Annotated in this window: 24 protein-coding genes; 10 read left to right on the top strand and 14 right to left on the bottom strand. The window is 68.8% G+C overall.

Going from position 1 to position 25,494, the window contains the following annotated elements; genetic code table 11:
* Entirely contained in the window at nucleotides 1-705 is a 705-nt protein-coding gene (locus tag ACFQ9K_RS12735; protein ID WP_378714230.1) for an AIM24 family protein, read from the bottom strand.
* A 10-nt stretch (nucleotides 706-715) separates the two neighbouring features.
* Nucleotides 716-1,339, bottom strand: a complete 624-nt coding sequence (locus tag ACFQ9K_RS12730) for an AIM24 family protein (protein WP_378714227.1) — start codon at nucleotides 1,337-1,339, stop codon at nucleotides 716-718.
* A 181-nt stretch (nucleotides 1,340-1,520) separates the two neighbouring features.
* Here ACFQ9K_RS12730 and ACFQ9K_RS12725 point away from each other — a divergent pair, with 181 nt between their 5' ends.
* Nucleotides 1,521-2,921, top strand: coding sequence for a TerD family protein (locus tag ACFQ9K_RS12725; RefSeq protein WP_378714225.1), 1,401 nt, complete (start codon nucleotides 1,521-1,523; stop codon nucleotides 2,919-2,921).
* Nucleotides 2,922-2,952: 31 nt separating this feature from the next.
* Entirely contained in the window at nucleotides 2,953-4,581 is a 1,629-nt protein-coding gene (locus ACFQ9K_RS12720; RefSeq protein ID WP_378714224.1) for a TerD family protein, read from the top strand.
* Here ACFQ9K_RS12720 and ACFQ9K_RS12715 read toward each other — a convergent pair.
* The 3 genes from ACFQ9K_RS12715 to ACFQ9K_RS12705 form a co-directional block, all read right to left on the bottom strand.
* Nucleotides 4,563-6,377 (bottom strand): glycosyltransferase family 87 protein, encoded by a 1,815-nt coding sequence (locus tag ACFQ9K_RS12715; RefSeq protein ID WP_378714223.1) that lies wholly within the window; start codon nucleotides 6,375-6,377, stop codon nucleotides 4,563-4,565. The genes ACFQ9K_RS12720 and ACFQ9K_RS12715 overlap by 19 nt on opposite strands.
* Before the next feature lie 82 nt (nucleotides 6,378-6,459).
* Complete coding sequence (locus tag ACFQ9K_RS12710) at nucleotides 6,460-9,198, bottom strand: transglycosylase domain-containing protein (protein ID WP_378714221.1); 2,739 nt, start codon at nucleotides 9,196-9,198, stop codon at nucleotides 6,460-6,462.
* A gap of 97 nt (nucleotides 9,199-9,295) precedes the next feature.
* On the bottom strand, nucleotides 9,296-9,706 hold the full coding sequence (locus tag ACFQ9K_RS12705) for a DUF5318 domain-containing protein (RefSeq protein ID WP_191093751.1): 411 nt from the start codon (nucleotides 9,704-9,706) through the stop codon (nucleotides 9,296-9,298).
* Between the two features lie 170 nt (nucleotides 9,707-9,876).
* On the opposite strand from ACFQ9K_RS12705, the gene ACFQ9K_RS12700 reads away from it, so the two are divergent.
* Nucleotides 9,877-10,434, top strand: coding sequence for a PadR family transcriptional regulator (locus tag ACFQ9K_RS12700; RefSeq protein ID WP_150400309.1), 558 nt, complete (start codon nucleotides 9,877-9,879; stop codon nucleotides 10,432-10,434).
* Nucleotides 10,427-11,527: an inositol-3-phosphate synthase gene (locus ACFQ9K_RS12695; RefSeq protein ID WP_378714219.1), complete on the top strand. Its 1,101-nt coding sequence runs from the start codon at nucleotides 10,427-10,429 to the stop codon at nucleotides 11,525-11,527. Before ACFQ9K_RS12700 ends, ACFQ9K_RS12695 begins: the two co-directional genes overlap by 8 nt.
* An 80-nt stretch (nucleotides 11,528-11,607) precedes the next feature.
* Here the strand turns inward: ACFQ9K_RS12695 and ACFQ9K_RS12690 are convergent, their stop codons facing one another.
* From ACFQ9K_RS12690 to ACFQ9K_RS12665, 6 genes are all read right to left on the bottom strand, one after another.
* Nucleotides 11,608-12,033 carry a GyrI-like domain-containing protein gene (locus ACFQ9K_RS12690; protein WP_135234039.1) on the bottom strand — a complete coding sequence of 142 codons (426 nt, stop codon included), beginning with the start codon at nucleotides 12,031-12,033 and terminating at the stop codon, nucleotides 11,608-11,610.
* A 10-nt stretch (nucleotides 12,034-12,043) separates the two neighbouring features.
* Complete coding sequence (locus ACFQ9K_RS12685) at nucleotides 12,044-12,502, bottom strand: GyrI-like domain-containing protein (protein ID WP_378715289.1); 459 nt, start codon at nucleotides 12,500-12,502, stop codon at nucleotides 12,044-12,046.
* Nucleotides 12,503-12,690: 188 nt separating this feature from the next.
* A complete protein-coding gene (locus ACFQ9K_RS12680; RefSeq protein WP_378715291.1) occupies nucleotides 12,691-14,949 on the bottom strand; it encodes a transglycosylase domain-containing protein in 2,259 nt (752 codons plus the stop codon).
* Between the two features lie 190 nt (nucleotides 14,950-15,139).
* Nucleotides 15,140-16,018, bottom strand: coding sequence for a carbohydrate ABC transporter permease (locus ACFQ9K_RS12675; RefSeq protein ID WP_378715293.1), 879 nt, complete (start codon nucleotides 16,016-16,018; stop codon nucleotides 15,140-15,142).
* Nucleotides 16,018-17,040 (bottom strand): carbohydrate ABC transporter permease, encoded by a 1,023-nt coding sequence (locus ACFQ9K_RS12670; RefSeq protein ID WP_378715295.1) that lies wholly within the window; start codon nucleotides 17,038-17,040, stop codon nucleotides 16,018-16,020. The genes ACFQ9K_RS12675 and ACFQ9K_RS12670 overlap by 1 nt, the downstream gene beginning before the upstream one ends.
* 48 nt (nucleotides 17,041-17,088) lie before the next feature.
* On the bottom strand, nucleotides 17,089-18,390 hold the full coding sequence (locus tag ACFQ9K_RS12665; RefSeq protein WP_378715296.1) for an ABC transporter substrate-binding protein: 1,302 nt from the start codon (nucleotides 18,388-18,390) through the stop codon (nucleotides 17,089-17,091).
* A gap of 121 nt (nucleotides 18,391-18,511) precedes the next feature.
* Here ACFQ9K_RS12665 and ACFQ9K_RS12660 point away from each other — a divergent pair, with 121 nt between their 5' ends.
* Nucleotides 18,512-19,378, top strand: a complete 867-nt coding sequence (locus ACFQ9K_RS12660; protein WP_378715298.1) for a DUF2786 domain-containing protein — start codon at nucleotides 18,512-18,514, stop codon at nucleotides 19,376-19,378.
* On the top strand, nucleotides 19,375-19,887 hold the full coding sequence (locus tag ACFQ9K_RS12655; RefSeq protein ID WP_378715300.1) for a TIGR04338 family metallohydrolase: 513 nt from the start codon (nucleotides 19,375-19,377) through the stop codon (nucleotides 19,885-19,887). Before ACFQ9K_RS12660 ends, ACFQ9K_RS12655 begins: the two co-directional genes overlap by 4 nt.
* Before the next feature lie 72 nt (nucleotides 19,888-19,959).
* On the opposite strand, the gene ACFQ9K_RS12650 is transcribed toward ACFQ9K_RS12655, so the two are convergent.
* Nucleotides 19,960-20,946, bottom strand: a complete 987-nt coding sequence (locus ACFQ9K_RS12650) for an o-succinylbenzoate synthase (RefSeq protein ID WP_378715302.1) — start codon at nucleotides 20,944-20,946, stop codon at nucleotides 19,960-19,962.
* Between the two features lie 120 nt (nucleotides 20,947-21,066).
* Between ACFQ9K_RS12650 and ACFQ9K_RS12645 the strand changes: the two genes are divergently transcribed.
* Together ACFQ9K_RS12645 and ACFQ9K_RS12640 are read left to right on the top strand one after the other, a co-directional pair.
* Nucleotides 21,067-21,450 (top strand): hypothetical protein, encoded by a 384-nt coding sequence (locus ACFQ9K_RS12645; RefSeq protein ID WP_378715303.1) that lies wholly within the window; start codon nucleotides 21,067-21,069, stop codon nucleotides 21,448-21,450.
* Between the two features lie 44 nt (nucleotides 21,451-21,494).
* Nucleotides 21,495-21,833, top strand: a complete 339-nt coding sequence (locus tag ACFQ9K_RS12640; RefSeq protein WP_378715305.1) for a hypothetical protein — start codon at nucleotides 21,495-21,497, stop codon at nucleotides 21,831-21,833.
* Between the two features lie 40 nt (nucleotides 21,834-21,873).
* On the opposite strand, the gene ACFQ9K_RS12635 is transcribed toward ACFQ9K_RS12640, so the two are convergent.
* Entirely contained in the window at nucleotides 21,874-23,043 is a 1,170-nt protein-coding gene (locus tag ACFQ9K_RS12635) for a thiolase family protein (protein ID WP_378715307.1), read from the bottom strand.
* Between the two features lie 99 nt (nucleotides 23,044-23,142).
* Between ACFQ9K_RS12635 and ACFQ9K_RS12630 the strand changes: the two genes are divergently transcribed.
* Nucleotides 23,143-23,664, top strand: coding sequence for a winged helix-turn-helix transcriptional regulator (locus ACFQ9K_RS12630; protein ID WP_378715485.1), 522 nt, complete (start codon nucleotides 23,143-23,145; stop codon nucleotides 23,662-23,664).
* 10 nt (nucleotides 23,665-23,674) lie between these two features.
* A complete protein-coding gene (locus tag ACFQ9K_RS12625; protein WP_378715308.1) occupies nucleotides 23,675-24,304 on the top strand; it encodes a hypothetical protein in 630 nt (209 codons plus the stop codon).
* 74 nt (nucleotides 24,305-24,378) lie between these two features.
* Here ACFQ9K_RS12625 and ACFQ9K_RS12620 read toward each other — a convergent pair whose 3' ends face one another.
* Nucleotides 24,379-25,452 carry an ABC transporter ATP-binding protein gene (locus ACFQ9K_RS12620; RefSeq protein ID WP_378715310.1) on the bottom strand — a complete coding sequence of 358 codons (1,074 nt, stop codon included), beginning with the start codon at nucleotides 25,450-25,452 and terminating at the stop codon, nucleotides 24,379-24,381.
* Nucleotides 25,453-25,494 lie beyond the last annotated feature (42 nt).

Below are 25,494 nucleotides of genomic sequence, written 5' to 3'. Positions count from 1 at the left end.
TCACAACTTCTCTTCCGAGGCCTGCACGTACACGACTCCCTGTCCGACACAATGCAATTGCATGGCCTCGCCGGAGCCGCGCCCCACCGCGTCGCGCCAACTGAGCGCGGTCTTGAGTTCGGTCTGCACATTGCCGTACGCGGCGACGAACGCCTGCGGGTCGACGACGATCGGATTCGGCCCGCCGACCGGCAATTCCAGGAATCCGCCGTGCGCGAGCAGCACCGCAGCGCCGTGTCCGGACAGCTGCGTGGTGAACATGCCCTGTCCGGTCAGCGCGCCGGTCGCGGCCCCGCGCAACGCGCCCATGATGCCGCCACCGCCGCCACCCCCGCCGCCCGAACTCATCACCGAGACAATGGAACTCTGCAACCCGGCGGTATTGGCCAGCAGCCGCGACGCCTCGACCCGCAGCACCGCGCCGGGCTGCAGGTGCACCACGTGGACCTCCAGTCCCGCGAATCCGTAGTGCACCTCGCCGGTGCCCTGCGCGAGCATGGTGCGCTCGTGCTCACCCGCCATCATCCGGCCCGCCATCCGCATCAGCCCGCCACCGCCTGCGCCCATGCCCTGGCCGCCCGGAATCTGGTGCGGCGCAAAGGAAACGTCGCCGGTATAGAACAGCATCGCGCCGGTGCGGGCGGCCACCCCACCCGCGAGTCCGACATTGACCTTGACGACCTTGCCGTTGACTTTCTCGAACATCCGCTCGCCCTTACCGTTCCGCCGGCTGGATCAGTACCACGCCCTGGCCGTCCCAGCGCAGCGAGAACGCCTCGCCGGCGTCCTGGCCGACGAACGTGCGCCGGGACACGTCGGTGACGAAGGACTGGTTGAGGTTGCCGCGCGCCGCGACGAACGCGTCCGGGTCGACCACCAGCGGATACTGCGGCGCCACCTCGAGGTGGATCAGCGGCCCGCCCGCCGACAGCAGCGCGACCTGGCCCTGCCCGGTCACCGTCGTGGTGAACAGCCCGGCTCCGGTCGACGCGCCGCGCAGGCCGGCGAAGCGCACATCGGTGCGCAAGTTCCCGGCGAACGCGAGCAGTTGCTGCGATTCGACCTGCAACGTCTCGTTGTTCAGGTCGACCACGGTGACGTGCTGCCCGTTCACCGCGAAGAAGACCCGGCCGTTGCCGGAGCATTCCATCAGCGCAAGTTTCTCGCCGGTGGCGCGGCGCTTGAGCCCGGCGAGCACGCCGTCCCCGCCGCCGAAACCGGCCGCCTTGAACTGGACGTTGCCTTCGTAGGCGATCATCGAGCCGGAAATCGCGCGCAGGCTGGTCCCGGCGAGATGCGCCTCGATCACCTTCTTGGATTGTTCGAACAGTTGCGCCATGAGGGTGTTCTGCCTGCTGTCTCGATCGGGAACATGGAAAACCGCCACATTCCAACTGCGTGCCGACACATTAACCGATCACTCCCGCGCCCGCCGCGATCATCGGCTCGTTTACCGGAACCGTGGCCCGAGCGTTTCTCGTAGAGTGGCATCGAACGCACCGACAAGCGAAGGGTCTAACTTGTCCGCAACACTCGCCAAGGGCCAAAACGGTCCGCTGGCCACGAACGACGTGGTGGTCTCCATCCAGCTCACGGCGCCCGCGGATCTGTCCGCACTATTGGTCACCGAGCAGGGCAAGGTCCGTACCGACGCGGACTTCGTCTTCTTCAACCAGCCGAGCGGACCAGGGGTCAACCTACAGCCCGCACCCGCCGGGCAACCCGCCTCGCTTGCGGTGTCGTTGAACGCGGTGCCCGCCGACATCGCGCAGATTCGCGCGGTGATCACCCTGGACGACGCGACCAGCAACTTCGGCCGGTTCCCCGCGCCCACCGCGATCGTGTCCGACGCGACCGGTAACCGGTTGTACGAGTACCAGATCGAGGGCTTGAGCACCGAGTCGATCGTCATCGCGCTGGAGCTGTACCGCCGCCAGGGCAGCTGGAAGGTGCGCGCCGTCGGGCAGGGCTACGCGGGCGGTTTCGCCGCGCTGGTCACCGACCACGGCGTGACCGTCGACGACTCGCCCGCCCCGCAGGCCGCACCCGCACCGCAGGCCGCGCCCCCGCCACCGCCCCAGCAGGCCCCGGCCTACCCGACGCAGCCCGCGCCGAACTACCCGCCGCCGACCACGCCCGCGTACCCGGCGCAGCAGAATCCGCAGGCCGCGCCCACCGGTGGCTACCCGCCGCCGGGACCCGGCTACCCGCCGCCCGGCCCGGGTTACCCGCCGCCGCCCGGACCCGGCGGTTACCCGCCGCCCCCGCAGGGCGGTTACCCGCCGGCCGGCCAGCCGCCCCCGCCGCAGCAGCCGCCCGCCGAGGTCAGCCTCAGCAAGGACCGCCCGGTCAGCCTGGTCAAGGGCCAGCGGGTCACCCTGCGCAAGGACGGCGGCGCCGCGCTGACCTTCGTCAAGATGGGCCTCGGCTGGGACCCGGTGAAGAACCGCGGCATGTTCGGCAACCGCACCGTCGACGTGGATCTCGACGCGTCGGTGGTCATGTTCGCCGACAACAACCCGGTCGACGTCGCCTACTACGGCCAGCTGACCTCCAAGGACGGCTCGATCCGGCACCAGGGCGACAACCTCACCGGCGAGGGGGAGGGCGACGACGAGGTGATCCTGGTCGACCTCACCCGCATCCCGGCGCACGTGAGCACGCTGGTGTTCATCGTGACCTCGTACAAGGGGCACACCTTCGAGCAGATCCAGAATGCGTTCTGCCGCTTGGTCGACGGCACCACCAACGCCGAGCTGGCCCGCTACACCCTGGCCGGCGGCATGCCGTTCACCGCGATGGCGATGGCCAAGGTCTTCCGGGTCGGCGGCGACTGGAAGCTGCAGGCGATCGGCGAGGGCTTCGCGGCCAAGCACCCCGGCGAGGCGGTGCCCCACCTCGGCCGGTTCTTGCAGCACTGATCGAGGTGGCGCGAACAGCAAGGCAGACAACGTGATTCAACTGAAGCCCGGCCAGAATATGCCCCTGGCCGGTGGCGTCGTCCGGTTCGGCGCGAAAGCCGAGGCGGCGCTGGATGTCTCGGCGCTGGTCGTGGCGGAGAACCTCAGGGTGTTCAGTCCGGACGACTTCGTCTTCTACAACCAGCCGAGCACGCGGGGCGTCCGGCTGGACGCGGACCGGGTGACCGTCACCCTGGCCGAGGTGCGCGGTGACGCGAAATCGGTGCTGCTGGTGGTCAGCGCCGATCCGGCGGTGCCGGGCCGGCCGGGTGGCCTCGGCACGGTGACCGCGACCCTGTCCGAAAACGACGAGGCGACAGCGGAATTCGTGGTCACGCCGTCCTCCGGCGAGGCGGCGCTGATCTGCCTGGAGGTGTACCGGCGCGGCGCCGACTGGCGGCTGCGCGCCGTCGGACAGGGCTACTCCGGCGGGCTCGGCGTGCTGCTGACCGCGCACGGCGTCGACGTCGAGGACGATCCGGCGGACCCCGCGGCGCAGACTGGTTCGGCGGCGCAGACCGGCGACGTGGCCCAGCCGAGCGGTGTGCACCCGCCGGGCCCCGGCGTGCACACCATGTCCGGACCGCTGGCCGGCGAGGCCCGCTCGGCAGGCGCGGCGCCGATCGAGGTCGGGCACGGGCTGGAACGCCTGTGGATGATTTTCGAGGATGCCGCTCGCTCGGCCGCCGCGCTGGTCTCCGCCAGGGACTACGCGGCCAAGCGACTCGATCATGAATTGTCCGCCGCGGTGTCCGATCCCGCGACCCGCAACACCCCGGCCGCCGACGCCGCACGCCGGGCCGCGCAGCAACGCAACGACGAGCTGATCGCCACCGCGGAACGCAACCACGAGCGCGACAGCGCGCAGCTCGTGCGCGAGCTCGCCGACGCCGACCTGATGCTGCCGCCCGCGCTGGCGTCCTGGGACTCGCCGGTCTGGGACAAGCCGATCACCCCGAGCGACGGCATCCGCCTCGGCGAACTGTATGCCCGCGAACGCGGGACGCTGCGCGTGCCGTATTGCGTTCCGGTGCCGTTGAATCGGCCGCTGTGGATAGATACCGAATCCACGCGCGCGGTCGCGCCGGTGGTGGGTGCGCTGCTCGCCCGGCTGCTCACCTCGACGCCGGGCCGGCGCACGCTGGTCGACATCATCGATCTGACCGGGGCGTTCAGCGGCTTCACCGGGCTGCTCGCGCCGGTGTTGAACGGACCGCCGATCACCGACCACGGCGAGATCTCCGAGCGGTTGCAGGCGCTGGTCCAGGCCGCCGAGCTGGCCGAGCTGGCCTTCACCAGCGGCATGGGCAGCCCGCCCACGGAGCATCGGATCCTGGTCGCCGCGGATTTCCCGCACGGCTACCAGAGTTCGGACGCGCAGCGGATCGGCTCGCTGATCATGCGGGGCGATCTGATCGGGCTGTCGACGGTGATCATCGGCAGCGACGAATCCGACTCGACCGACACGACCGTGGCCATGCTGTCCCAGTCGTGCAGGCACCTGCCGACGGTGGACGGGACGCCGCTGTTCGATCCGTGGACCGGCAGCCCGTGGCAGCTGGACCTGGACCTGCTACCCCAGGAACCCGCGCTGCTCGCGCGTTATCTGCGCACCCACTGACCCGGGTTCGCCGCCTCCGCGTGATTACCCGCGCCGCGGGCGGCATCGCCGGCCTGCGCGTTCCACTCGCGGGCCGGCGCCACCCGGGGCCGGAGGAACTCGGGCAGCCAGGCCAGCAACGGATCCGGCGCCCGATCGACGATGCCGCCGATCGGATCGTCGACATAGTCGCGCCGCACCAGGTCCTCGCCGGGGCGATAGATCTGCCGGACGATCAGGGCGCACAGCGCGACCACCGCGAGGTCGCGCAGCACCACGGCGCCGGTGAACCACTGCTCGGGCAGGCCCTTCTTGTCCAGGCCGAGGTAGTAGAACATGCGTGGCGCCCAGACCAGCGCGTCGATCGTCATCCAGGCCAACAGGATTCGCCGGTGCGGCAGCGCGAGCACCGCGATCGGCACCAGCCACAGCGAATACTGCGGGCTCCACACCTTGTTGGTCAGCAGGAACGCGGCGATCACCAGGAAGCACAGCTGCGCGAGCCGCGGCCGTTGCGGTGCGGTGAGCGCGATGTAGCCGATCACCGCGCACGCGAGCACGAACGCCAGCAGCGACACCGCGTTCAGGATGACCGGTTGCTGGTCGTGGGTGAGCACCCCGTCGAAGCCGGGCCAGCCGGTGAACGAGGTGATCACGTTGTACAGCGAGTCCGGGTCGGCGTGCCGGGAGGTGTTGAGCCGGAAGAACTCCCGCCACCCGTTCGGGTACAGCGCGGCGATCGGCAGGTTCACCGCGACCCAGGTGCCGAGCGCGGCCGAGACGGTGACGGCCGCGGCGCCGAGCGGGCGGGTGCTGAGCAAGTGCACCCGGTACGGGGTTTCGCGAATCCAGTCCAGCGCGGTGGACCAGCTGTTGATATCGCGCAGCCGCAGCCCGAGCTGGGTGCTCGGCATCCGTTGCATCGGATCGGCGCGCAGGCACAGCACCACGATCGGGCCGAGCAGCAGCAGCGGATACAGCTTGGCGGCGCCGCCGAGGCCGAGCAGCAGACCCGCGAGCGCGGGGCGCCTGCGCGCCCAGGCGAGCAGGCCGGTCGCGGCCAAAGCCGTTGCCAGGGCGTCGAAATTGGTGAAGATGTGCACGATCACCAGCGGCGAGCAGGCGACCAGTGCCGCGTCCCACACCCGGCGCCCGGCCAGCTGCGCGCTCGCCCACACGGTGACCAGCCAGGCCAGCGCGAGACCGAACGCGACGACGTTGAAATAGATCACCACCTGGAGCGCGCCGGGCAGCGGCGAGGCATCCCAGGCCTTGGCGATGCGCATCGAAAGGTATTGGTACAGACCGGATAACACCGGGTATTCCATGTAGCGAGTTTCCCGGCCGCCGTCCGCGGTCTGCTCGGTCCAGTCCTTCTTGTACGGGAACGCGCCCTCGTTCAACCGCTCCGCGCCGTAGAGCGGGACCGTATCCGAGTAACACATCGCCACGTACTGGCGGCCGTTGTTCCAGTCCAGCGTGAGCGAGCCGTCCGCGGTGGTGGTCTGCTGAATACAGCCCGCCTTGCCGAACCAGCCGAACGCGAGGAACACCACGGTGAACGCGAGCAGCACCCGCATCGGCGTCCAGAACCGCACCCGCCCGATCAGCGCGTGCTCACCGACCGGACCGCCGATCACCGTGGACAGCTGCGCGGTCAGGGAATCATTGCGGCTGGGCCGATCTCGCGCGTCGGCCGACCGCAGATCCGGCGCGAGCGGGCCGGGGGCGACGTAGTACGCGCCACCGGAAGACGCCCCACCCGCTTGCGGCACGCTCCCGTTCGTTCGCTGGTCCACCAGTTCCTGATCGGTCACGGCACCCGACGCTACCTTGAGTTCGGCCATGGGTTCGGATCGCGTCGTCCCCACTCGGCTGGGTGGGGACGACGCCATCGGTCTACCTGCTGCGAGTGGTGGGCGGGGCGCCGTTGCTCTCCGCCTGACCGGGCCGTGGCGAGCCGGACGTCGGCGCCTCGGTCGCCATCGGCTGTCCCGGCAGCGGCGTCGGGCCGTCCTCGCGCGGCTGCTGTTGCTGCTGCGGTTGCTGCTGGGCCTGCGGCCGCGGCTGCCCGCCCGGGATCTGGATCGGGCCGAACGGGGTGTCGATCTGCGGCGGGAGCATGATCGGCGGGATCAGCGGCGGCGGTGCGTCGGTGGTGGACGGCGGGGTGAACGGCGCCGACCACGCGGGCACGCCCGCCTGGCCCTTGATCGGCGCGGGCTTGGGGAACGTCTCGTTCTTCGTGCCCTCCAGCGCACCGTCCATGGTGGCCTTCCAGATATCCGACGGCAGGCCGGAACCGTAGATCATGCCGCCCTGGTAGTTGCGCAGCGCGGTGCTGTCCACCGCGCCCACCCATACCGCGGTGGACAGCGACGGGGTGTAGCCGACCATCCAGGCGTCCTTGTTCTCCCCGGAATCGCCGAGCTGGGCGGTGCCGGTCTTGGTGGCCGACTCGCGCCCGCCGGCCAGGTTGTGATTGCGCGACCAGGCCGCGATCGGCTTCATCGCGTCGGTGACGTTGTCCGCCACCGCGGCCGAGACCCGGGACTCGCCCGCGACCTCTCCACGATCCAGCAGCACCGAGCCGTCGGCCGCGACGACCTTCTGCACGAAGTGCGGCTTGTGGTAGACGCCGGAGGCGGCCAGGGTGGCGTAGGCGGAGGCCATGTCGAGCGGGCGGGAGTCGTACTGGCCGAGCACGATGCCGTTGTTCGGGCCACTGCCGTCCGGTTCGGTGAGCGACGGGCCGACGCCGGGGATGTTCTCCGGGATGCCGAGCTTGTGCGCCATGTCGGCGATCTTCTTGGGGCCGTTGCCCATATCGATCTGCATCCGGTAGAAGCTGGTGTTCAGCGACCGCTTCAGCGCCTCGGCGATGGTGCACATGCCGCAGCCCTCGCCCTCGACATTGGTGATCTTGATGCCGTTGACCGTGATCGGCGAGCTGTCGTACAGCTGCGAAAGCGGAACGCCCTGTTCGAGATTCGCCGCGAGGCCGAACACCTTGAACGACGAGCCCGGCTGCAGGCCGGCGTTGGCGTAGTCCCAGCCCTGGCCGTCGTCGCCGCCGTAGTAGGCGACGACGCCACCGGTCTTCGGATTGACCGAGACGACCGCGGCGCGCAGCTTCTCCGGCTCGCCCTGCATCTTCTTCTGCGCGGCGTCCACGGCGGCCTTCTGCGCCTTCGGATCGATGGTCGTGGTGATCGACAGGCCCGCGGTGTTCATCTGCTGCTCGCTGATGCCCTCGGCGGACAGCTCTTTGAGCACCTGGGTCTTGATCAGGCCCTCCGGGCCGCTGTCCAGGGTCTTGTCCTTGGCGGCCGCCTGCACCGGCACCACCTGTGGGTACTGCATGCCCTGCCGCTCGGCCGCGGGCAGATTGCCGCCGGACACCATGCCGTCGAGCACATAGTTCCAGCGGGTCTTCGCGCCCTCGGGGTTCTTCTCCGGGTCCAGGCCGGACGGCTGCTGGATGGTCGCGGCGAGCACCGCGCCCTCGGCGGGGGTCAGTTCGGTCACCGGCTTGCCGAAGTAGGCCTTGGCGGCGGCGTCGATGCCGTAGGCGCCGCGACCGAAGTAGATGGTGTTCAGGTACGCGGTGAGGATCTCGTCCTTGCTCCACTGGCGCGCCATCTTGGCCGAGATGACCAGCTCGCGCATCTTCCGGGTGAGCGAGCGTTCGTCACCGACCAGCGCGTTCTTCACGTACTGCTGGGTGATCGTGGAACCACCGCCCGCGCTTTCCTTGCCGAGCACGTTGTCCCGCGCGGCGCGGGCGAAGCCGGAGATGGAGAAGCCGGGGTTGGAGTAGAAGTCCCGGTCCTCGGCCGCGATCACCGCGTTGCGCACGTGCGCCGGGATCTGCTCGATCGTGACGTCGGTCCGGTTGCCTTCCGGCGGAACGACTTTGCTGACCACGGTCTCGCCGTCGGCGGCCAGGATGGTCGCCACCTGATTGGTTTTGAGGTCACCGGGCTGGGGTACCGAAACAGTCGTGTACGCGATCAGGAAGACGCCGCTGGGAATCAGGATGGCCATGGCCATCATCACGTAGATGACCCGGCGCACGATCCGCCACGGCGACTTCTTCTTCGCGCCCGGCTTGCGCTTGCCCGGGCCGGAACCGTCGCCACCGCTGCCGCCGTTGCGGCGCGGGGGCGGGCCGGACGGCGGGCCGCCCGCGGTCTGCCTGCGTTCGCCGGTGCCGGTGCCGGGATCGCCGACGCGGCGCGCGCGTTCGGCGCTCGGTCGCGGTCCGGTGGGCGGACCGCCGCGCCTGCCGCGGTCGGCGACCACGTCGCTCAGCGAGTTGCGCTCGATCTTCTGGGTCGCCTGCGCGCCGGGCGGCGGGGCGGGGTTGGGCCTACCCTGCGGCGGCCGCTGGTGCGGCGGCGGGGGCGGTCCCGGACGACGCTGGGGCTGCGGGCCGCGCAGCTCTCCCGGGTAGGGGGCGGGGCGCTGGGCCGGCGGCGGGCCGGGCCGGGCACCCGGCGGTGGCGGCGGCGGCCCGGGGCGGGGACTCTGATACGGGTTGGGACCAGGATGTGAACTCCGTGGAGGACGGCCGCCATGCGGTTCATCGCCGTAGGGGGAAGTCTCGTAGGGCGAATTCACTGACAAGATCTCCATAACTCGTAACGTTGCGGATGGCTCGGGGCGGTCAGCTCGACCGCAGCGGACACGTGTTGGCTCCGCGAGTCATCCGACGGGCAGATGACCAGGCACTTCATTCGGCTGCGGTGCGCCGGGTCCCGGTGCGGCGCCGCGTTGGCGCCGGCGTGGTACCGAGGACGTAGGACTGCACCAGATGATTCCAGCTGCAGCTGCGGCATACCTCGACGACATGGACCGAGAACTCCTCACGAGTCTCGGCGAGGCGGGTCAGCTCCTCCGGGGTGCGGGCCGAACCCGCCACCGGCCCGAGACCGTCGCCGTAGACCCAAGATACAAGCGTGAGCTGTTCTTTCCGGCAGATCGGGCATGTGACCTCGCTCCCCCGACCGTGGAACTTCGCCGCACGCAGCAGGTAGGGATTCGCATCACATACCGAGGCGACATCGACGCGGCCCGCATACACGTCAGCCAGCAACGACCGACGCCGAAGGGCGTAGTCGACCACTTGCCGCTGGATTCGCACGAGAACCAGAGTAGCGGTGTTGCCGAGGAGCCGCCCCGGCTCAGGGGTATGAGACGCCGGGTAGATCGGTCTTTATATCGCCCAGGACTGTGCACGGTTATATCGCTCCGATATAGTTTGGAGTCGCATCCATCGGTAAGGTCTGTCCATCGTCAGGGAGGTGAAGCCCGGTGCTCGAGCTGGCAATCCTCGGGCTGCTCCTCGAATCGCCCATGCACGGCTACGAGCTGCGCAAGCGGCTCACCGGCCTGCTCGGCGCGTTTCGGGCCTTCTCCTACGGATCGCTCTATCCGACGCTGCGTCGCATGCAGTCGGACGGGCTGATCGCCGAGGAGATCCCGGCGGGCGTGGTCACGCGCCGAGCCCGCCGCGTCTACCAACTGACTCCGGCGGGACGCGAGCGGTTCAGCGAACTGCTCGCCGACACCGGACCGCAGAACTACACCGACGACGGCTTCGGCGTTCACCTCGCCTTCTTCAGCCGCACCCCCGCCGCCGCGCGGATGCGGATTCTGGAAGGCAGGCGGCGCCAGGTCGAGGAGCGCCGAGAAGGACTCCGGGAGGCGATCAAGAAGGCCAGCGGGTCGCTCGATCGCTACACCCGGCAGCTCCACCAGCTCGGACTCGAATCAAGCGAGCGCGAAGTGCGCTGGCTCAACGAGTTGATTGCGGCGGAGCAATCGACGAAGGCGGCACCACAGAAAGAGGGAAATATCGGCCATGAGTGATGACAAGAAGGCTGACAACGCCACAGAAGTTCGCGTCGCCATCGTAGGCGTGGGTAACTGCGCTTCCTCGCTGGTCCAGGGTGTGCAGTACTACAAGGACGCGGACGAGACCGCGACCGTGCCCGGGCTCATGCACGTCAAGTTCGGCAAGTACCACGTCCGGGACGTGAAGTTCGTCGCCGCGTTCGACGTCGACGCGAAGAAGGTCGGTTTCGACCTCGCCGAGGCCATCTTCGCCAGCGAGAACAACACCATCAAGATCTCCGACGTGCCGCCCAGCGACGTGGTCGTGCAGCGCGGTCCGACGCTCGACGGCATCGGCAAGTACTACGCCGAGACGATCGACCTGTCCGAGGCCGAGCCGGTGGACGTGGTCAAGGTCCTGAAGGACAACAACGTCGATGTCCTCGTCTCCTACCTGCCGGTGGGCTCGGAGGAGGCGGACAAGTTCTACGCCCAGTGCGCCATCGACGCCGACGTCGCCTTCGTCAACGCGCTGCCGGTGTTTATCGCCTCCGACCCGGTGTGGGCCGAGAAGTTCACCAAGGCTGGCGTGCCCATCGTCGGTGACGACATCAAGAGCCAGGTCGGCGCGACCATCACCCACCGGGTGATGGCCAAGCTGTTCGAGGACCGCGGCGTGCAGCTCGACCGCACCATGCAGCTCAACGTCGGCGGCAACATGGACTTCAAGAACATGCTCGAGCGCGAGCGGCTGGAGTCCAAGAAGATCTCCAAGACCCAGGCTGTCACCAGCAACCTGAAGAAGGAGATGGGCGCCAAGGACGTGCACATCGGCCCGTCCGACCACGTCGGCTGGCTCGACGACCGCAAGTGGGCCTACGTCCGGCTCGAGGGCCGCGCCTTCGGCGACGTGCCGCTGAACCTGGAGTACAAGCTCGAGGTGTGGGACTCGCCGAACTCGGCGGGCATCATCATCGACGCGGTGCGCGCGGCGAAGATCGCCAAGGACCGCGGCATCGGCGGACCGGTCATCCCGGCCTCGGCGTACCTGATGAAGTCCCCGCCGCAGCAGCTGGCCGACGACGTCGCCCGCGCGCAGCTGGAAGCCTTCATCATCGATGCCGAGTAGCACCGAGTAGTTCTGCCAACGAGATGAGCCGGGCCCCACGAACTTTCGTGGGGCCCGGCTCGTTCGCGGGGTGCCGGGGTTCAGTCCAGCGAGACGTAGACCTCGACCGAGGTCGGCCCCGTGTAGCGCTCGATCTCCGCGGTGTGTGAGCGGGTGATGGTGCCCGCGCTCTCCGCCTTGCGCACCTGTGCCCACGCGGTGCGCAGCAGGTCGTAGGGCTTGTCGGAGACGACGAACTTGGCATAGCGGCCGTGCGGCACGCGGGTGAGCACGTCGCCGGCGTCCATCTCGTCCATCGACGCCACCTCGTAGCCGAGCACGGCGACGGCGTGATCGTTCTGGCCGATGTAGGCGGCCACCCTGGGCACGCTCTTCTCTCGCGCCAGGTAGCGGTCCCAGGTGAAGTTCACCAGGTCGAGGTCGCGCGCGGTCACCTCGCGTCCGGCGAGCGGGACGGTCAGTCCGGCGACCAGGCTTTCGTCCAACGTGACAATCTCGAAGTCCACAGTGTTGTTCCTACCCGTCGACTTGATCGTCTGCCAGCGCTACGAAGACTTCGGCCGTGCGCGCATCGGGATAGTGCTCCCAATCGCCGGTGTAGGCGCGCACGAACCGGCCCGCGGCCTCGGCGTCCCATACCGAGCGCCAGATGTGCACGATGGTGTCGCCCAGGTTGTCACCGCTGGCGATGAACCGGGCGAACCGGCCAGCGGGCACCCGAGCGAGCACGTCGCCGGGTAATAAGTCGTCCACGCTGCGGCAGCGGTAGCCGACGATATGGGTTAAATACGAATTGATTTCCGGCGCGTGGTCGACGTACGCGGTCGTCGGCGGCCCGGGCAGCTGGCGGGCCAGATTGCGCTTCCACGCCTCCTCGACTTTCGCGCGGCGCGGTCCTTCGACCGCGAGCGCCGGGCTGCGAAGTACTGTTCCCGCCACCAGCGTCTCGGGTTGGTCAACGACATTGAAATCCACCGGCGTAGCCCCTATGTCTCGTCTGTCTCCAATTGGCGGCGTCGTCGCTCGAGCGCATATCCTTCCGCATCGATCCCGCGGCGTCGGCGTCGGCCTTGTCCGACACACTCGCTGTTCGCTCTCACTCTGGCAAACGATGCTGCCATGTCATCCGTTCCCCTGGGTGCAGGAAGGTCACAGCATCATCGCTATCCAGGCACCGGGATGGTCAGTCCGGGAAAAATTTCCACTTCCTTAGGCGTCGGCGGCGCCGGCGGGATGATGACGATCGGTTCGCGCTGCGGCCCCGGCGGTGGATTCAAGATGTCGTAGGGACCGCCGGACGGCTTGTTCGCCGACGGCGGCGTGGCCGCGACGTCCGCCGCCGCGGGGGCGCCGGGGAACTGCTCGTTCGGCGTGCCCGCCAGGGCGCCGTCCATCACCTGCTTCCAGATGTCGGCGGGCAGGCCGGACCCGTAGATGTCGGTGCCGCGGGCGGTGTGGATCGGCTGCGACTGTTCGGTGCCGATCCAGACCGCGGTGGACAGCGACGGTGTGTAGCCGATCATCCAGGCGTCCTTGTTCAGCTTGGACTCGCCGAGCTGGGTGGTGCCGGTCTTGGCCGCGGACGGGCGGCCGCCGGCCAGGCCGTGGCCGTTGGAGTACGCGGCGATCGGGACCATCGCCTGGGTGGTGTTGTCGGCGATGGCGCGCGGGATGCGTTGCTGCCCCTCCGGAAGCTGCTTGCCGGTCCGCTGCTCGGGCGCGCCGCGGTCGAGCAGTACGCGTCCGTCGCCGGTCACCACGCGCTGCACGAAATAGGGCGGGTGATACACGCCGGACGCGCCGATCGTCGCGTACGCCGAGGCCATGTCGATCGGGCGAACGAGGTACTGCCCCAGCACGATTCCGTTCAGCGGTCGCCCGCCGTCCTCGGTGAGGGTCTTGCCCGCGACGCCCGGGATCTCTTCCGGAATGCCCGCCGCGTGCGCCGCGTCCGCAATGGCCTTGGGCCCGTCGAACATCGACATGGTCAACCGGTAGAAGCTGGTGTTGAGCGACCGCTTGAGCGCCTCGGCCATGCTGCACCGGCCGCAGGTCTCGCCGTCCACGTTGGTGATCTTGGTGCCGCGATCGGTGACCGGGGAACTGTCCAGCATCCGATTCAGCGGAACGCTCTGCTGCTGCGCGGCGATCACCGCGAACGGCTTGAACGCCGACCCGGTCTGCAACGGCGCCTGCGCGTAGTCGTAGCCGATGCCGTCGTTGCCGCCGAAGTAGGCACGCACCGCGCCGGAGCGCGGGTCGATCGACACGATCGCGGCGCGCAGCTCGGGCGGCTGCCCGCCGAGCCGCTCGCGCACCGCGTCCAGCACCGCCTGCTGCGCCTTCGCGTCGATCGTGGTGGTGATCTGCAGTGCGCCGGTATCGAGTTCGTGGTCGCTGATGCCTGCGGAGCGCAGCTCGCGCACCACCTGGGCGCGGATCAGGCCCTCGGGGCCGCGGGCCACGTTGTCGTCCGGGATCTCGTTGAGCGGGATGATCGGCGGGAAGACCGTGGCGTCCCGGTTGCCCGGCGAGAGCACGCCCATCTCGACCATGCCGTCGAGCACGTACTTCCAGCGCGCGGTCAGATCGGGCAGATGCGTTTCCGGGTCCAGGATCGACGGCGTGCGCACCAGCGCGGCCAGCACCGCGCCCTCGGCGAGGGTCAGCTGGTTCACCGGTTTGTTGAAGTAGGCCTTGGCCGCCGCGGCGATGCCGTAGGAGCCGCGCCCGTAGTAGATGGTGTTGAGGTAGGCGGCGAGGATGTCGTCCTTGCTCCACTGCCGGGCCATCTTGGCCGAGATGATCAGCTCGCGCATCTTCCGGGTGAGCGTGCGCTCGGAGCCGAGGAAGGCGTTCTTCACGTACTGCTGGGTGATGGTGGAGCCGCCGCCCGCGTTGTCCCGGCCGAGCAGGTTGTCCCTGGCGGCGCGCAGGAAGCCGGAGGTGGAGTAGCCGGGGTTGGTGTAGAAGTTGCGGTCCTCGGCGGAGAGCATCGCGTCGCGGGTCGACTGCGGCACTTCGGCCAGCGGGATCGGCGTGCGATTGCCGTTGGGCGGCACCACTTTCGCGATCACCGTGCTGCCGTCCGCGGCCAGCACGGTGGCGATCTGATTGGTCTGCACCGAATCCGGGCCGGGGATCTCCGCGCTCCAGTAGACGAGCACGAACAGCAGCGCCGGGACCGCGCCGAAGATGATGAACAGGGCGAGCACCAGGCGGCGGAAGCGCTCGCCGCGGGTGCGCGGCGGGCGATTCGGGTCGGGCACCGGGCGCGGCGGCTTCGGCTCCCGCGCGGCGCGCGCACGCCGCTTGCCGCGGGCGGGGACGGTCTCCAGCTCGTTGAAGCCCGCGATCGAGGCGTACGGCGGGGTCTCCGGCTGCTTCCGCGAGCGGCCGCGCCGCCGCCCGAACGAGCTCACGACCGCGTCTCCCTGACGCTCGGCACCCGCGCGCGGCCAAGCGCAACGCGTCCCCGGTGGCGCTCGTTCACGATCATCTCCTCCCGGAGCGTCGGCCGAAACTCACCCGCACGAACAACGATCGGAAAAGGACCTACCCCACGCGCCCGACTTTACTCGCGCCGTGGGTGAGCCGCGATGAGCGGTGTTTCTAGCTCTTGACGCCACCCGCCGTCAGACCGGAGATGATCCGGCGCTGGAACAGCAGCACCATGATGACCAGCGGAATCGACACCATGACACCCGCGGCCATGATCGCCGCGTACGGCTCGACCAGCGGATTGTTGCCGGAGAAGCGGGCCACCGCGACGGTCACCGGTTCGGTGCCGCCGCTGGAAAGCAGTCGGGCCAGCAGGTATTCGTTCACCGCCGCGATGAACGCGAGGATCGCCGTGGTGAACACCGCGGGCGCCGCCAGCGGCAGCATCACCAGCCGGAACGCCTGCGCCTTGGTGGCGCCGTCGATCCGCGCGGCTTCTTCCAGCTCCCAGGGGAGTTCGGCGAAGAACGACGCGAGGATGTAGACGGTCATCGGCAGCACGAACGAGATGTTCGGGATGATCATCGCCTGGTACTTGCCGATCCAGCCGATATTGGTGAACAGCTGGAACAGCGGGGTGACCAGCACGACCACCGGGAACATCGACGCGCTCAGGATCAGCCCGGACACGATGTACTTGCCCCGGAAGGTGAGCCGGGCCAGCGCGTACGCGGCGAGCACGCCGAGCACCAGCGCGATCACCGTGGTCACCGATCCGATGATGACGCTGTTGGCCAGCGCCTTGCCGAAGTTGTTGCCGCGGCTGGTGTCGAAGGCGTTGCGGAAGTTCTCGAAGGTGAGGTGCGTGGGCCAGGGCGTGCTGTCGAAGGTGTAGTCGGGGTCGCGGAACGCGGTCACGGTCATCCAGTAGAACGGCCCGAGTCCCCAGACCAGCACGATCGCCACACCGGCGTAGAGCCGCACCGACCGGAATCGTTGCAGCCACGCAACCTTCTGCGCGGCAGGCTTTTCCGCAGTCCGAATCGACATCAGTGCGCCTCCCGCTGTTCTTCCTGCGTGCGGACTGCGTTGGCGCCCAACACCTTCACCAGTACGAAGGCCACCGCGAAGATCATCAGGAAGGTGATCGTCGACAGTGCGGCGGCGCTGTTGGGACCCTGCCGGACCTGGTCGACCACCAGGATCGACACCACCCGGGTGGACGGGTTGCTCAGCGTCATGATCGCGGGCAGGTCGTACATGCGCAGCGCGTCCATGGTGCGGAACAGCACCGCGACCAGCAGCGCGGGCTTCAGCAGCGGCAGCGTGATCTGGGTGAACCGCTGCCAGGCCGACGCGCCGTCCACCCTGGCCGCCTCGTACACGTCGGCCGGGATCACCTGCAGGCCGGCCAGCAGCAGCAGCGCCATGAACGGCGTCGTCTTCCACACGTCGGCGGCGATCACCGCGAACCGCGCGGGCCACGCGTCCGACGTCCACAGGATGTGCGTGCCGAGGACCCGGTTCACCACCCCGTCGTACTGGAACATGAACTCCCACAACCGCGCGGTGACCGCGGTCGGGATCGCCCACGGGATCAGCACGGCGGCCCGCAGCAGCGCGCGGCCCTTGAACGACTTGCCCATCACCATGGCGAAGCCGAGGCCGAGCGTGGCCTCCAGCGTCACCGTGATCACGGTGAAGAACAGCGTGATGCCGATCGCCACCCAGAACTGCGAACCGAGATTGCCGGTCGGGCAGCTGACCGTCTCGCCGCCCGCCTGGCACTGCTGCAGCAGCCAGTGCGTGTAGTTCGAGAAGCCGGCGCTGCCGCCCTCGACGAACATGCCCGTCGCCGGGTCCAGACCCGAATCCTTCTGGAACGACATCCACAGCGCCCGGATCACCGGATAGCCGATGACCACCGCCAGCGCCAGCAGCACCGGCGTGACGAACAGCCAGGCCTTGCCCGAGCGCCGCATTTCCACAGCCAGGGTCTCGCCGAGGCCACGCTTGCGTGGCAGGAACTCGTCACTCGGCACAGTGCTGGCCGCTCCCGAAGGATCCGACACCGTTTCTCTCTCTCCTACGGGTCTCGTCGGGTCCGTTGCGCTATTCGCCTACGATCCCGCGGTCTCGATGCCCTTCTGCATCCCGATGATCGCGTCGTCGACGGACTTGTTCTGCTTGAGCGCAGCATAAGCGTTGTCCTGGATGGCTTTCGACACCGCGGGGTAGAACGGCGTGACCGGCCGCGGCACCGCGCTGGCGATGGAATCCTTGAGCGCGGGCAGGTACGGCATCTTCGCGATCAGCGCCGGGTCGTCGTACATCGAGGCGCGCACCGAGGGCAGCGCCCCCGAGGCCACGATGTGCTGGGCGTCCTCGCTGATCAGGAACCGCAGGAAGTCCAGCGCGGTCGCCTTGTTCTTGGAGTAGGCGCTGATCGCCGCGTTGTAGCCGCCGAGCGTGGACGCGCCGACGCCGTTCTCGCCGGGCAGCGGGGCGACACCGAACTTGTCCTTCACCGAGGAGGCGTCGCCGCCGACGTCACCGTAGGTGGACGGCCACGAACGCAGGAACATGAGCTTGCCCTGCGCGAACGCGTTGCTGCTCTCCGGCTCCTTGAAGGTGATCGCTTCCTGCGGGATGTTGCCGTCCTTGTAGGCATCGACCAGGACCTTGAGTCCGGCGCGCGCCTGCGGGCTGTTCACCGTGGGGGTCTTGCCGTCGGCGCCGACGAAGCTGCCGCCGTAGGCGTTGATCACCTCGGCCGCGTTCACCGTCAGGCCCTCGTACGGCGCGAACTGCCCGGCGTAGCAACCGATGTTCTGCGCCTTGGCGACCGGGCACTGCGAGATCAGTTCGCTCCAGGTCTTGGGCGGGTTGGGCACCAGGTCCTTGCGGTAGAACAGCAAGCCGCCGTTGGTGTTGCGGGGCGCCGCGTACAGCGTGTTGTTGTAGGTGGCGCTGGCGACCGGCGGGGAGAGCAGCGCGGAGGTGTCGATGGCGAAGGAATCCTTCAGCGGCTGGATCCAGCCCTTCGCGGCGAACTCGGCGGTCCACGGCACGTCCAGGGCGACCACGTCGTAGTTGGACTGCTTGGAGCGCATGTGCTCGACCAGGTCGTCGTACTGCTGCGACGCGTCGTTCGACTGTTCCTTGAACGTCACCTGCTCGTCCGGGTGCGACGCGTTCCAGCGCTCGATGAGCTGCTTGACCGCACCGGTCTCGGTGGTGTCCTTGCCCTCGACGTAGGTGATCGGCCCGCGCCCGCTGAGGTTCTGGCTCGCCGGACTCCCGCCGCTGTCGCTGGAGCAGGAGCTGGTGAACGTCGCCGTCAGCAGCGCGACCGAGACGGCCGCGAACGCTGCCTTCGGTACCAGCGACGTACGTAGGGACGACACCTTTTTCACAGCCATCGCGGACACTCCAAGTCGATCGTGAGCATTAGCACACCCTGCCGGTTGCACAACGCAAGATACATGGTGGGGGAGTGACTCGGGGGATTGTGGCGGGAAGTCCTCGCTACTCTGGCGTGTGATGACATCGCCGAACCCGGTTCCCGAGCGGATGCTGACCCGCATCGGCGGGCTGCTGCGCCAGGCCGAATCCACCGACAACGAGCACGAGGCCGAGGCGTTCCTCGCCGCCGCCCAGCGGCTGGCGACCCGCTCGTCGATCGACCTGACGGTGGCCCGTGCGCACGTCGCGGGCCGTGAACGCAGGCCGACGCCGATCCAGCGGATCATTCCGATCGGCGAGCCGGGCAAGCGCGGGCTGCGCACCTACGTGCAGTTGTTCGTCGCGATCGCGCATGCCAACGATGTGCGCTGCGATGTCGCTCGCACCTCCACCCAGGTGTACGCCTACGGTTTCGATTCCGATATCGACACGTGCGAGGCGTTGTACGCGAGTCTGCTCGTGCAGATGGTGCGGGCGTCGGATCACTACATCAAGTCCGGGCAGTACCGCACCGCGACGGTGGAGAAGGTGGTCACCGAAAAGCGCTGGGGGCGCAGGGTACAACGCAGGGTGCAGGCGCCGGTGGCCGGCGTGACGGCGCGGCTGAACTTCCAGATGGCCTTCGCGGCGCGGATCGGGCAGCGGCTGGCCGCGGTGAAGGCGGAGGTCGAGGCCGAGGTGGTGCCCGGCGACGACTCGGCCACCGGCACCGCGCTCGCGTTGCGCAACAAGGAGATCGAGCTGACCGACTTCTACGCCAGCACCTCCGAGGCGCGCGGGACCTGGCGTGGGCCGCAGGCCTCGGCCGGGCACTCGGCGGCGGCGCGGCGGGCGGGGGACCGGGCGGGCAAGGCGGCCCGGCTGGGTAATTCGCCGGAACTCGGCGCGCCCCGTGGGCAATTGACCTCGCGGAAGTCGCGGGGGGCGGGCAACGGTTCCGCGTGAACGTCCGGGATACGCAGCGCGCCAAGGTGTATGACGCCGAGCAGCTGGTGCGGGGGATGTTCGATCGGGCCGATGAGCACGGGAGCCGGACGGTCGAGCTGTACGGTTCGCACCTCACGTTGCCGATCGAGCGGCGGTTCGCCTCGGTCGAGTCGGTGCAGAGTTATGCGGACAAGGTGCTCGCGCTCAATTGGGTTCGGGGGCAATGGGATCGCGCCGGAACCGCGGTGCGGGTGCGGTCGCGCGCGGGCACGACCGCCGCGCACTATGAGGCCGAGGACGCGGTCCTCGCCGTACCGCTGCATACCGGCAGCCGGGCGTGGGCGCTGCGCGAACTCGTGATCCTGCACGAGCTGGCGCATCATCTGGAGGCGAACGCGGGCGCGGTCGCCCCGCACGGACCCGAATTCTGCAGCCGCTACCTGGAATTGGTCGACGGCGTCATCGGGCCGGAGGCGGCGCTGGTGTTGCGCGCGACGATGCTGGGTTGCGGGGTGCGGCTGGGGTGACGTACCGGTCTACGCGGACAAAATCGCGGCCGTAGCGGCTATTCCGGCGGGATCGCCGCGGACATTGTCCGTTCAGACCGGCTTCCGCGGTGACTCGACCAGCCGCAGGACCCGCGCCAGCCGCTCCTCCCACCACGCGGTCCGATCGACATCCCGCTGCCGGTACTCCTCGGCGAGGGCCGGATCGGGCAGCGGTGCCGCCCCCGGCACCGGGAGGAATCCGTCGACCGGACGCAGCGAATCGACCACTACATCGCCGGTGAGCAGCGACAATGTGCCCAGCCCGCAGGCGAAGTCGAGTTCGGGAAGCGCGCCGGCGAGCGCGAGTTGCGCGGCCAGGCCGACGCTGGTTTCCAGCGCCGAGGAGACCACGCAGGGGAGCCCGGCGGCCTCGGCCACCTGCAGAGCGCGGCGGACTCCGCCCAGCGGAGTGCATTTCAGCACCGCGATGTCCGCGGCCCCGGCGACCGCGACCCGCATCGGGTCCTCGGCCCGCCGGATGGACTCGTCCGCGGCGATGCGCACATCGACGCGCCTGCGCACCGCGGCCAGCTCCTCGATCGTCCGGCACGGCTGTTCGACGTACTCCAAACCGCCTGCGGCCTTATCGATTCGGTTGATGTGCGCGACGGCGGTCGCCACGTCCCACACCGCGTTGGCGTCCACCCGCACGGCCCCGCCCGGTCCGAGCGCGTCCCGCACCGCCTCGACCCTGGCGAGATCCTCCGCGAGCGAGTCGGGATGATCGGCGATCTTCACCTTCGCGGTCCCGCAACCCGACCCGGCGACGATCGCGTGCGCCCGCTCCGGATCGACCGCGGGCACCGTGCAGTTGATCGGAATCCGTTCCCGCACCGGCTCCGGCCAGCCCACCGTCACCTGCTCCAGCGCGGTGGCCAGCCAGCCGGCCGCCTCCCGGTCGTCGTACTCGGTGAACGGACAGAAGTCCCCCCAGCCCAGCGGACCCCGGATCAGCATCCCCTCGCGCACGGTGATGCCACGGAATCGGGTGCGCATCGGGATCGCGTAGACGATGCTCTCAACAACGTGATCGGTCATCGCCGCCAGCTTAACCGGCGCTACCCGGTACCGCCTGACCAGCCATTTGCCGAATTCTCCCCGGGTGGACTGAGTAGTTTTGCGGTCCCGCGCGGGCCGCCGCGCCGCGATGCTGAGTGCATGACCTACTACCCGGCAGCGCAGCAGCAGTGGCAGCAGCCCGCGCCGCGGCCACAGCAGCGGACCTGGGACTTGGTCCTCACCATCGTGCTGTACTCGTGCGCGGCGGTCCTCGGCATGCTCGCCGCCTACGCCACGATCTTCTTCGCCTTCGCCGCCGACGCCTGCGGGACGAACAACTGCAACGACGGCTACCTCGGCGCCGCCTTCATCGTCTCCTGGGGCGGCACCGCCCTGGCCTTGATCGGCTCGCTGGTGATGATCGTCGTGGCCGGCCTGAAGCGCTGGTACATGTGGTACTGGCCGATCTTGGGCGCGCTCCTCATCGTCGCCTCGTTCGCCGCCGGCGTCGCCCTCGCCTCCCACGTCTACACCGCTGCCTGAGGCCTGCGGCGTGCGCCACGTTTCCCGGCGGGTAATCCTGAGGTATGGCGTGGGAGCGACCGGACCGAGGCTCGAACCTCGTTCGCGCGGTGTGCGGCTCGCTGATCACGGTCGCGTTCGCCTGGTTCATCGCGTCCTTCGTGCCGCTGTACGAGGTGGTCGCGCACGCGGACGCGGACGGTGGAGCGTGGCGCTACCTGTCGATCGCGCAGTTCGTCGGCTGGGGCGGCATCGCGGCCTCGGTGATCTGGGCGGTCACGGTCATGCTGCGCAAGGCGCGGGCGCGCAGGCCGATCGCCTGGACGCCGCTGATCGCGGTGCCGTTGATCATCGAATCATGGGTGGCCGGATTCCTGGTCGCGGTGGTGCTCGCCGCGATCTGACGCGGTGCCCACCCGGAGCTGGGCACCGCGTCGGCCGGCATCAGAGGCGTTCGAGGATCATCGCGTTCGACAAACCGCCCGCCTCGCACATGGTTTGCAGTCCGTAGCGGGCGCCGCGATCCTGCATGGCGTGCACCAGCGTGGTGGCGAGGCGGGAGCCGGAGGCGCCGAGCGGATGACCGATGGCGATCGCGCCGCCGTTGACGTTCACCTTGCCGAGATCGGCGCCGGTCTCCTGCGCCCAGGCGAGCACGACCGGGGAGAAGGCCTCGTTCACCTCGAACAGATCGATGTCGGAAATCTGGAGTCCCGCGCGCTGCAACACCTTCCGGGTCGCCGGGATGACGGCGGTGAGCATCAGCAGCGGGTCGTCGCCGACCACCGCGAAGCTGTGCAGCCGAGCCAGCGGCTTCAGGCCGAGCTCCTTCGCGCGCTCACCGGTCATGATCAGCACCGCCGCGCTGCCGTCGCTCACCTGGCTCGCGCTCGCCGCGGTGATCTCCCAGCCGATCTGCGGGAACCGGGCGGCCATCGCCTCGTCGTAGTAGGCGGGGCGCAGCTTGGCCAGGGTGTCGAGGGTGCTGCCGACGCGGATGCCCTCGTCGGTGCTCAGGCCGTTGATCGGCGCCAGTTCGCCGGCGAACAGGCCGTTCTTCGTTGCCAGCGCGGCCTTTTCGTGGCTGCCGAGCGCGAACTCGTCGAGCTGCGTGCGGGTCAGGCCCCACTTGGCGGCGATCAGTTCGGCGCTGATCCCCTGCGGCACCAGGCCTTCCGGATAGCGTGCGGCGAAACCGACGCCCGAGACATCGTCGGAACCGATCAGGTTGGCGCCCATGGGAATCCGGCCCATCGATTCGACACCGGCGGCCACGACGACGTCGTAGGCTCCGGAGATCACGCCCTGGGCGGCGAAGTGGATCGCCTGCTGGCTGCTGCCGCACTGCCGGTCCACGGTGGTCGCGGGCACGGATTCGGGATAGCCGGCGGCCAGGGCCGCGCGCCGGGCCATGTTGGCGCCCTGCTCGCCCACCTGGGTGACGATGCCCGCGATCACATCGTCGACGAGCACCGAATCGATGCCGCTGCGCTCGATCACTTCGCGCAGGCTGTGCGCGAGCAGGTCTACCGCGTTCACGTCGTGCAATGCGCCGTTCGGCTTGCCTCTGCCGATCGGAGTGCGTACCGCTTCGACAATTACCGCGTCTCTCATCGTGCTTCCTCTCGGACCGAGAACCGGGCGGCCTTGCCTGGCTCTATCAACACATAGTCAGGTTACACCTGGCAATAGTCGAGGCAAGCCAGCATGGCTATGATGTTGGTCATGGCAGCAGTGATGGAAGGACCGTTGGCCGATCTGAGCTCGTGGCAGCCCACGGATTGCTCGATCGCCAAGGCGATCGAACTCGTCGGCACCCGCTCCGCCGTGCTCATCCTGCGCGAGGCCTACTACGGCACCACCCGATTCGACGGTTTCGCCCAGCGCGTCGGCATCACCGACGCCGCCGCCGCCACCCAACTCCGCAAACTCACCGAGGCCGGCCTGCTCACCAAGCAGCCGTACCAGGAGCAGGGCAAACGCACCCGCAACGAGTACATCCTCACCCCCATGGGCCGCGACCTGCTCCCCGTAGTCCTGGCCCTCATGCAATGGGGCGACGCTTACCTCCAGCCCGGCCCACCCCCGCTGCTCCTGGTGGAACAATCCACCGGCTCCCCCGTCCGGGTCCAAGTCCGCAGCGACTCCGGCCACGAAATCCCCCTCGAACAACTGGCCATCCGCGTCAACGACGACTACCTCAACGCTCGCCGCGCCCGAAAGTCCAAGGACTGATCAGTCATTCGTGCAGCCCTCGGCGTTCCAGTTCGCGGAGGCGGGCGGCCCGGTCCTCGAACGGACCCACCTCGATCACGCGAACCGGGTTGTCACGTTCATCGGCGCGGCCGAATTGCCCGGCCCCACAGGCGAACTCCTGCACGCCGGTATGGAACAGCCGATCTTCCACGTCGAGCACGGCGCCGCGGGCACCGCGGAACGACCGCTGAACACCTGGCGGATTGTGCACCTGACCGAAACCCCCGACCCGCGCTTCGCGGAACCGATGTCACAATCGCGGCGGTCGCGTCGTCTGCTCTGTGCGAGCGGATCACCGCGGCGCGGAAGTTGGGAGCGAAAAGTGTCTATTTCCAAAGAAATCGCAGGTGGCGAGGCGGCAACCGGGCTCAGTGGGCCCGCGAATCACGCCGCGGCGACAACCGCCGCACCGCGTCCGGCGAAGTGGAAGATCTGGCTGCTGACCATGGCCGGCCTCTACCCGCTGCTGACCGCGCTGGTGACGGTGACCGGCCCGCTGCTGGGATCACTGCCGGCCCCGGTGCGCCTGGCCGGCATCCTGCCCGTTGCGGTGGCCGCCATGGTGTGGGTGATCATGCCGTTCCTCACCCGTCGCTTCGCCGACTGGCTGTCCCGCTGACAACGGTTGGCCGCCGCGAGGAAAAAGACCGAGCCCGGTCCGTGCCGGACCGGGCTCGTCGGTATCGGAGTGCCTCAGTGCAGGCGACGCCCATCCGTGGCGGAGAAGAAGTAGGTGTGCTGCGGATCGGTGGACAGGCGGACCCGAGTGCCCTTGGCCGGCGGGTTACGCCAATCCGCCCTGGCCACAATGGTTTGCCCCTCGGAGGTGGTGCGACCGTAGATGTAGGCGTCGGAACCGAGCTCCTCGACGACGTCGACCTCCATCTCGATGCCCGCACCGGTTCCGTTGCCGAGCTCGAAGTGCTCGGGCCGGATGCCGACCGACACCGAACCCTCGGCCGAGTCGACGACCGAGCGCGGCAGCGGCAGCACGTGCCCGCCGAGCGAGACGGCGCCGTCGGCCACCGGCAGGGTGAACAGGTTCATCGCGGGCGAGCCCATGAAGCCGGCCACGAACACGTTGACCGGGTCCTGGTACAGGTCGCGCGGCGTCGCACACTGTTGCAGCAGACCGTCTTTGAGCACCGCGACGCGATCGCCCATGGTCATCGCCTCGACCTGGTCGTGGGTCACGTACACGGTGGTGGTGCCGAGCCTGCGCTGCAACTGCGCGATCTGGGTGCGGGTCTGCACGCGCAGTTTGGCGTCCAGGTTGGACAGCGGCTCGTCCATGAGGAACACCTGCGGCTGGCGCACGATCGCCCGGCCCATCGCGACGCGCTGGCGCTGGCCGCCGGACAGCGCCTTCGGCTTGCGATCCAGGTACGGCTCCAGGTCCAGCAGCTTCGCCGCCTCGAGCACCCGCTTCTGCGTCTCCGACTTGGCCACCTTGGCCAGCTTCAGCGCGAAGCCCATGTTCTCGGCGACGGTCATGTGCGGGTAGAGCGCGTAGTTCTGGAACACCATCGCGATATCGCGTTCCTTGGGCTCGGCGTGCGTCACGTCGTTCGAGCCGATCAGGATGCGCCCGTCGCTGACGTCCTCCAGGCCGGCCAGCATGCGCAGCGAGGTCGATTTGCCGCAGCCGGAGGGGCCGACCAGAACGAGGAATTCGCCGTCTTCGATCTCCAGATTCAACTGGTCGACGGCAGGTTTGGTAGATCCGGGGTAGAGCCGGGTAGCGCGGTCGAAGGTCACCGTGGCCATGACAAAATCACATCCCATCACCGGCAGGAACGTGCCGGACGA

The sequence above is a fragment of the Nocardia sp. NPDC056564 genome (assembly GCF_042793755.1).
Lineage (GTDB): Bacteria > Actinomycetota > Actinomycetes > Mycobacteriales > Mycobacteriaceae > Nocardia.
This window is presented reverse-complemented; position numbering and strand designations above follow the sequence as displayed.

Coding starts and splice junctions, on each gene's coding strand:
- ACFQ9K_RS12735 (WP_378714230.1), bottom strand. CDS start 705: ATGTTCGAGAAAGTCAACGGCAAGGTCGTCAAGGTCAATGTCGGACTC.
- ACFQ9K_RS12730 (WP_378714227.1), bottom strand. CDS start 1,339: ATGGCGCAACTGTTCGAACAATCCAAGAAGGTGATCGAGGCGCATCTC.
- ACFQ9K_RS12710 (WP_378714221.1), bottom strand. CDS start 9,198: ATGGAGATCTTGTCAGTGAATTCGCCCTACGAGACTTCCCCCTACGGC.
- ACFQ9K_RS12695 (WP_378714219.1), top strand. CDS start 10,427: ATGAGTGATGACAAGAAGGCTGACAACGCCACAGAAGTTCGCGTCGCC.
- ACFQ9K_RS12675 (WP_378715293.1), bottom strand. CDS start 16,018: ATGTCGATTCGGACTGCGGAAAAGCCTGCCGCGCAGAAGGTTGCGTGG.
- ACFQ9K_RS12665 (WP_378715296.1), bottom strand. CDS start 18,390: ATGGCTGTGAAAAAGGTGTCGTCCCTACGTACGTCGCTGGTACCGAAG.
- ACFQ9K_RS12660 (WP_378715298.1), top strand. CDS start 18,512: ATGACATCGCCGAACCCGGTTCCCGAGCGGATGCTGACCCGCATCGGC.
- ACFQ9K_RS12650 (WP_378715302.1), bottom strand. CDS start 20,946: ATGACCGATCACGTTGTTGAGAGCATCGTCTACGCGATCCCGATGCGC.
- ACFQ9K_RS12645 (WP_378715303.1), top strand. CDS start 21,067: ATGACCTACTACCCGGCAGCGCAGCAGCAGTGGCAGCAGCCCGCGCCG.
- ACFQ9K_RS12640 (WP_378715305.1), top strand. CDS start 21,495: ATGGCGTGGGAGCGACCGGACCGAGGCTCGAACCTCGTTCGCGCGGTG.
- ACFQ9K_RS12635 (WP_378715307.1), bottom strand. CDS start 23,043: ATGAGAGACGCGGTAATTGTCGAAGCGGTACGCACTCCGATCGGCAGA.
- ACFQ9K_RS12630 (WP_378715485.1), top strand. CDS start 23,143: ATGATGTTGGTCATGGCAGCAGTGATGGAAGGACCGTTGGCCGATCTG.
- ACFQ9K_RS12620 (WP_378715310.1), bottom strand. CDS start 25,452: ATGGCCACGGTGACCTTCGACCGCGCTACCCGGCTCTACCCCGGATCT.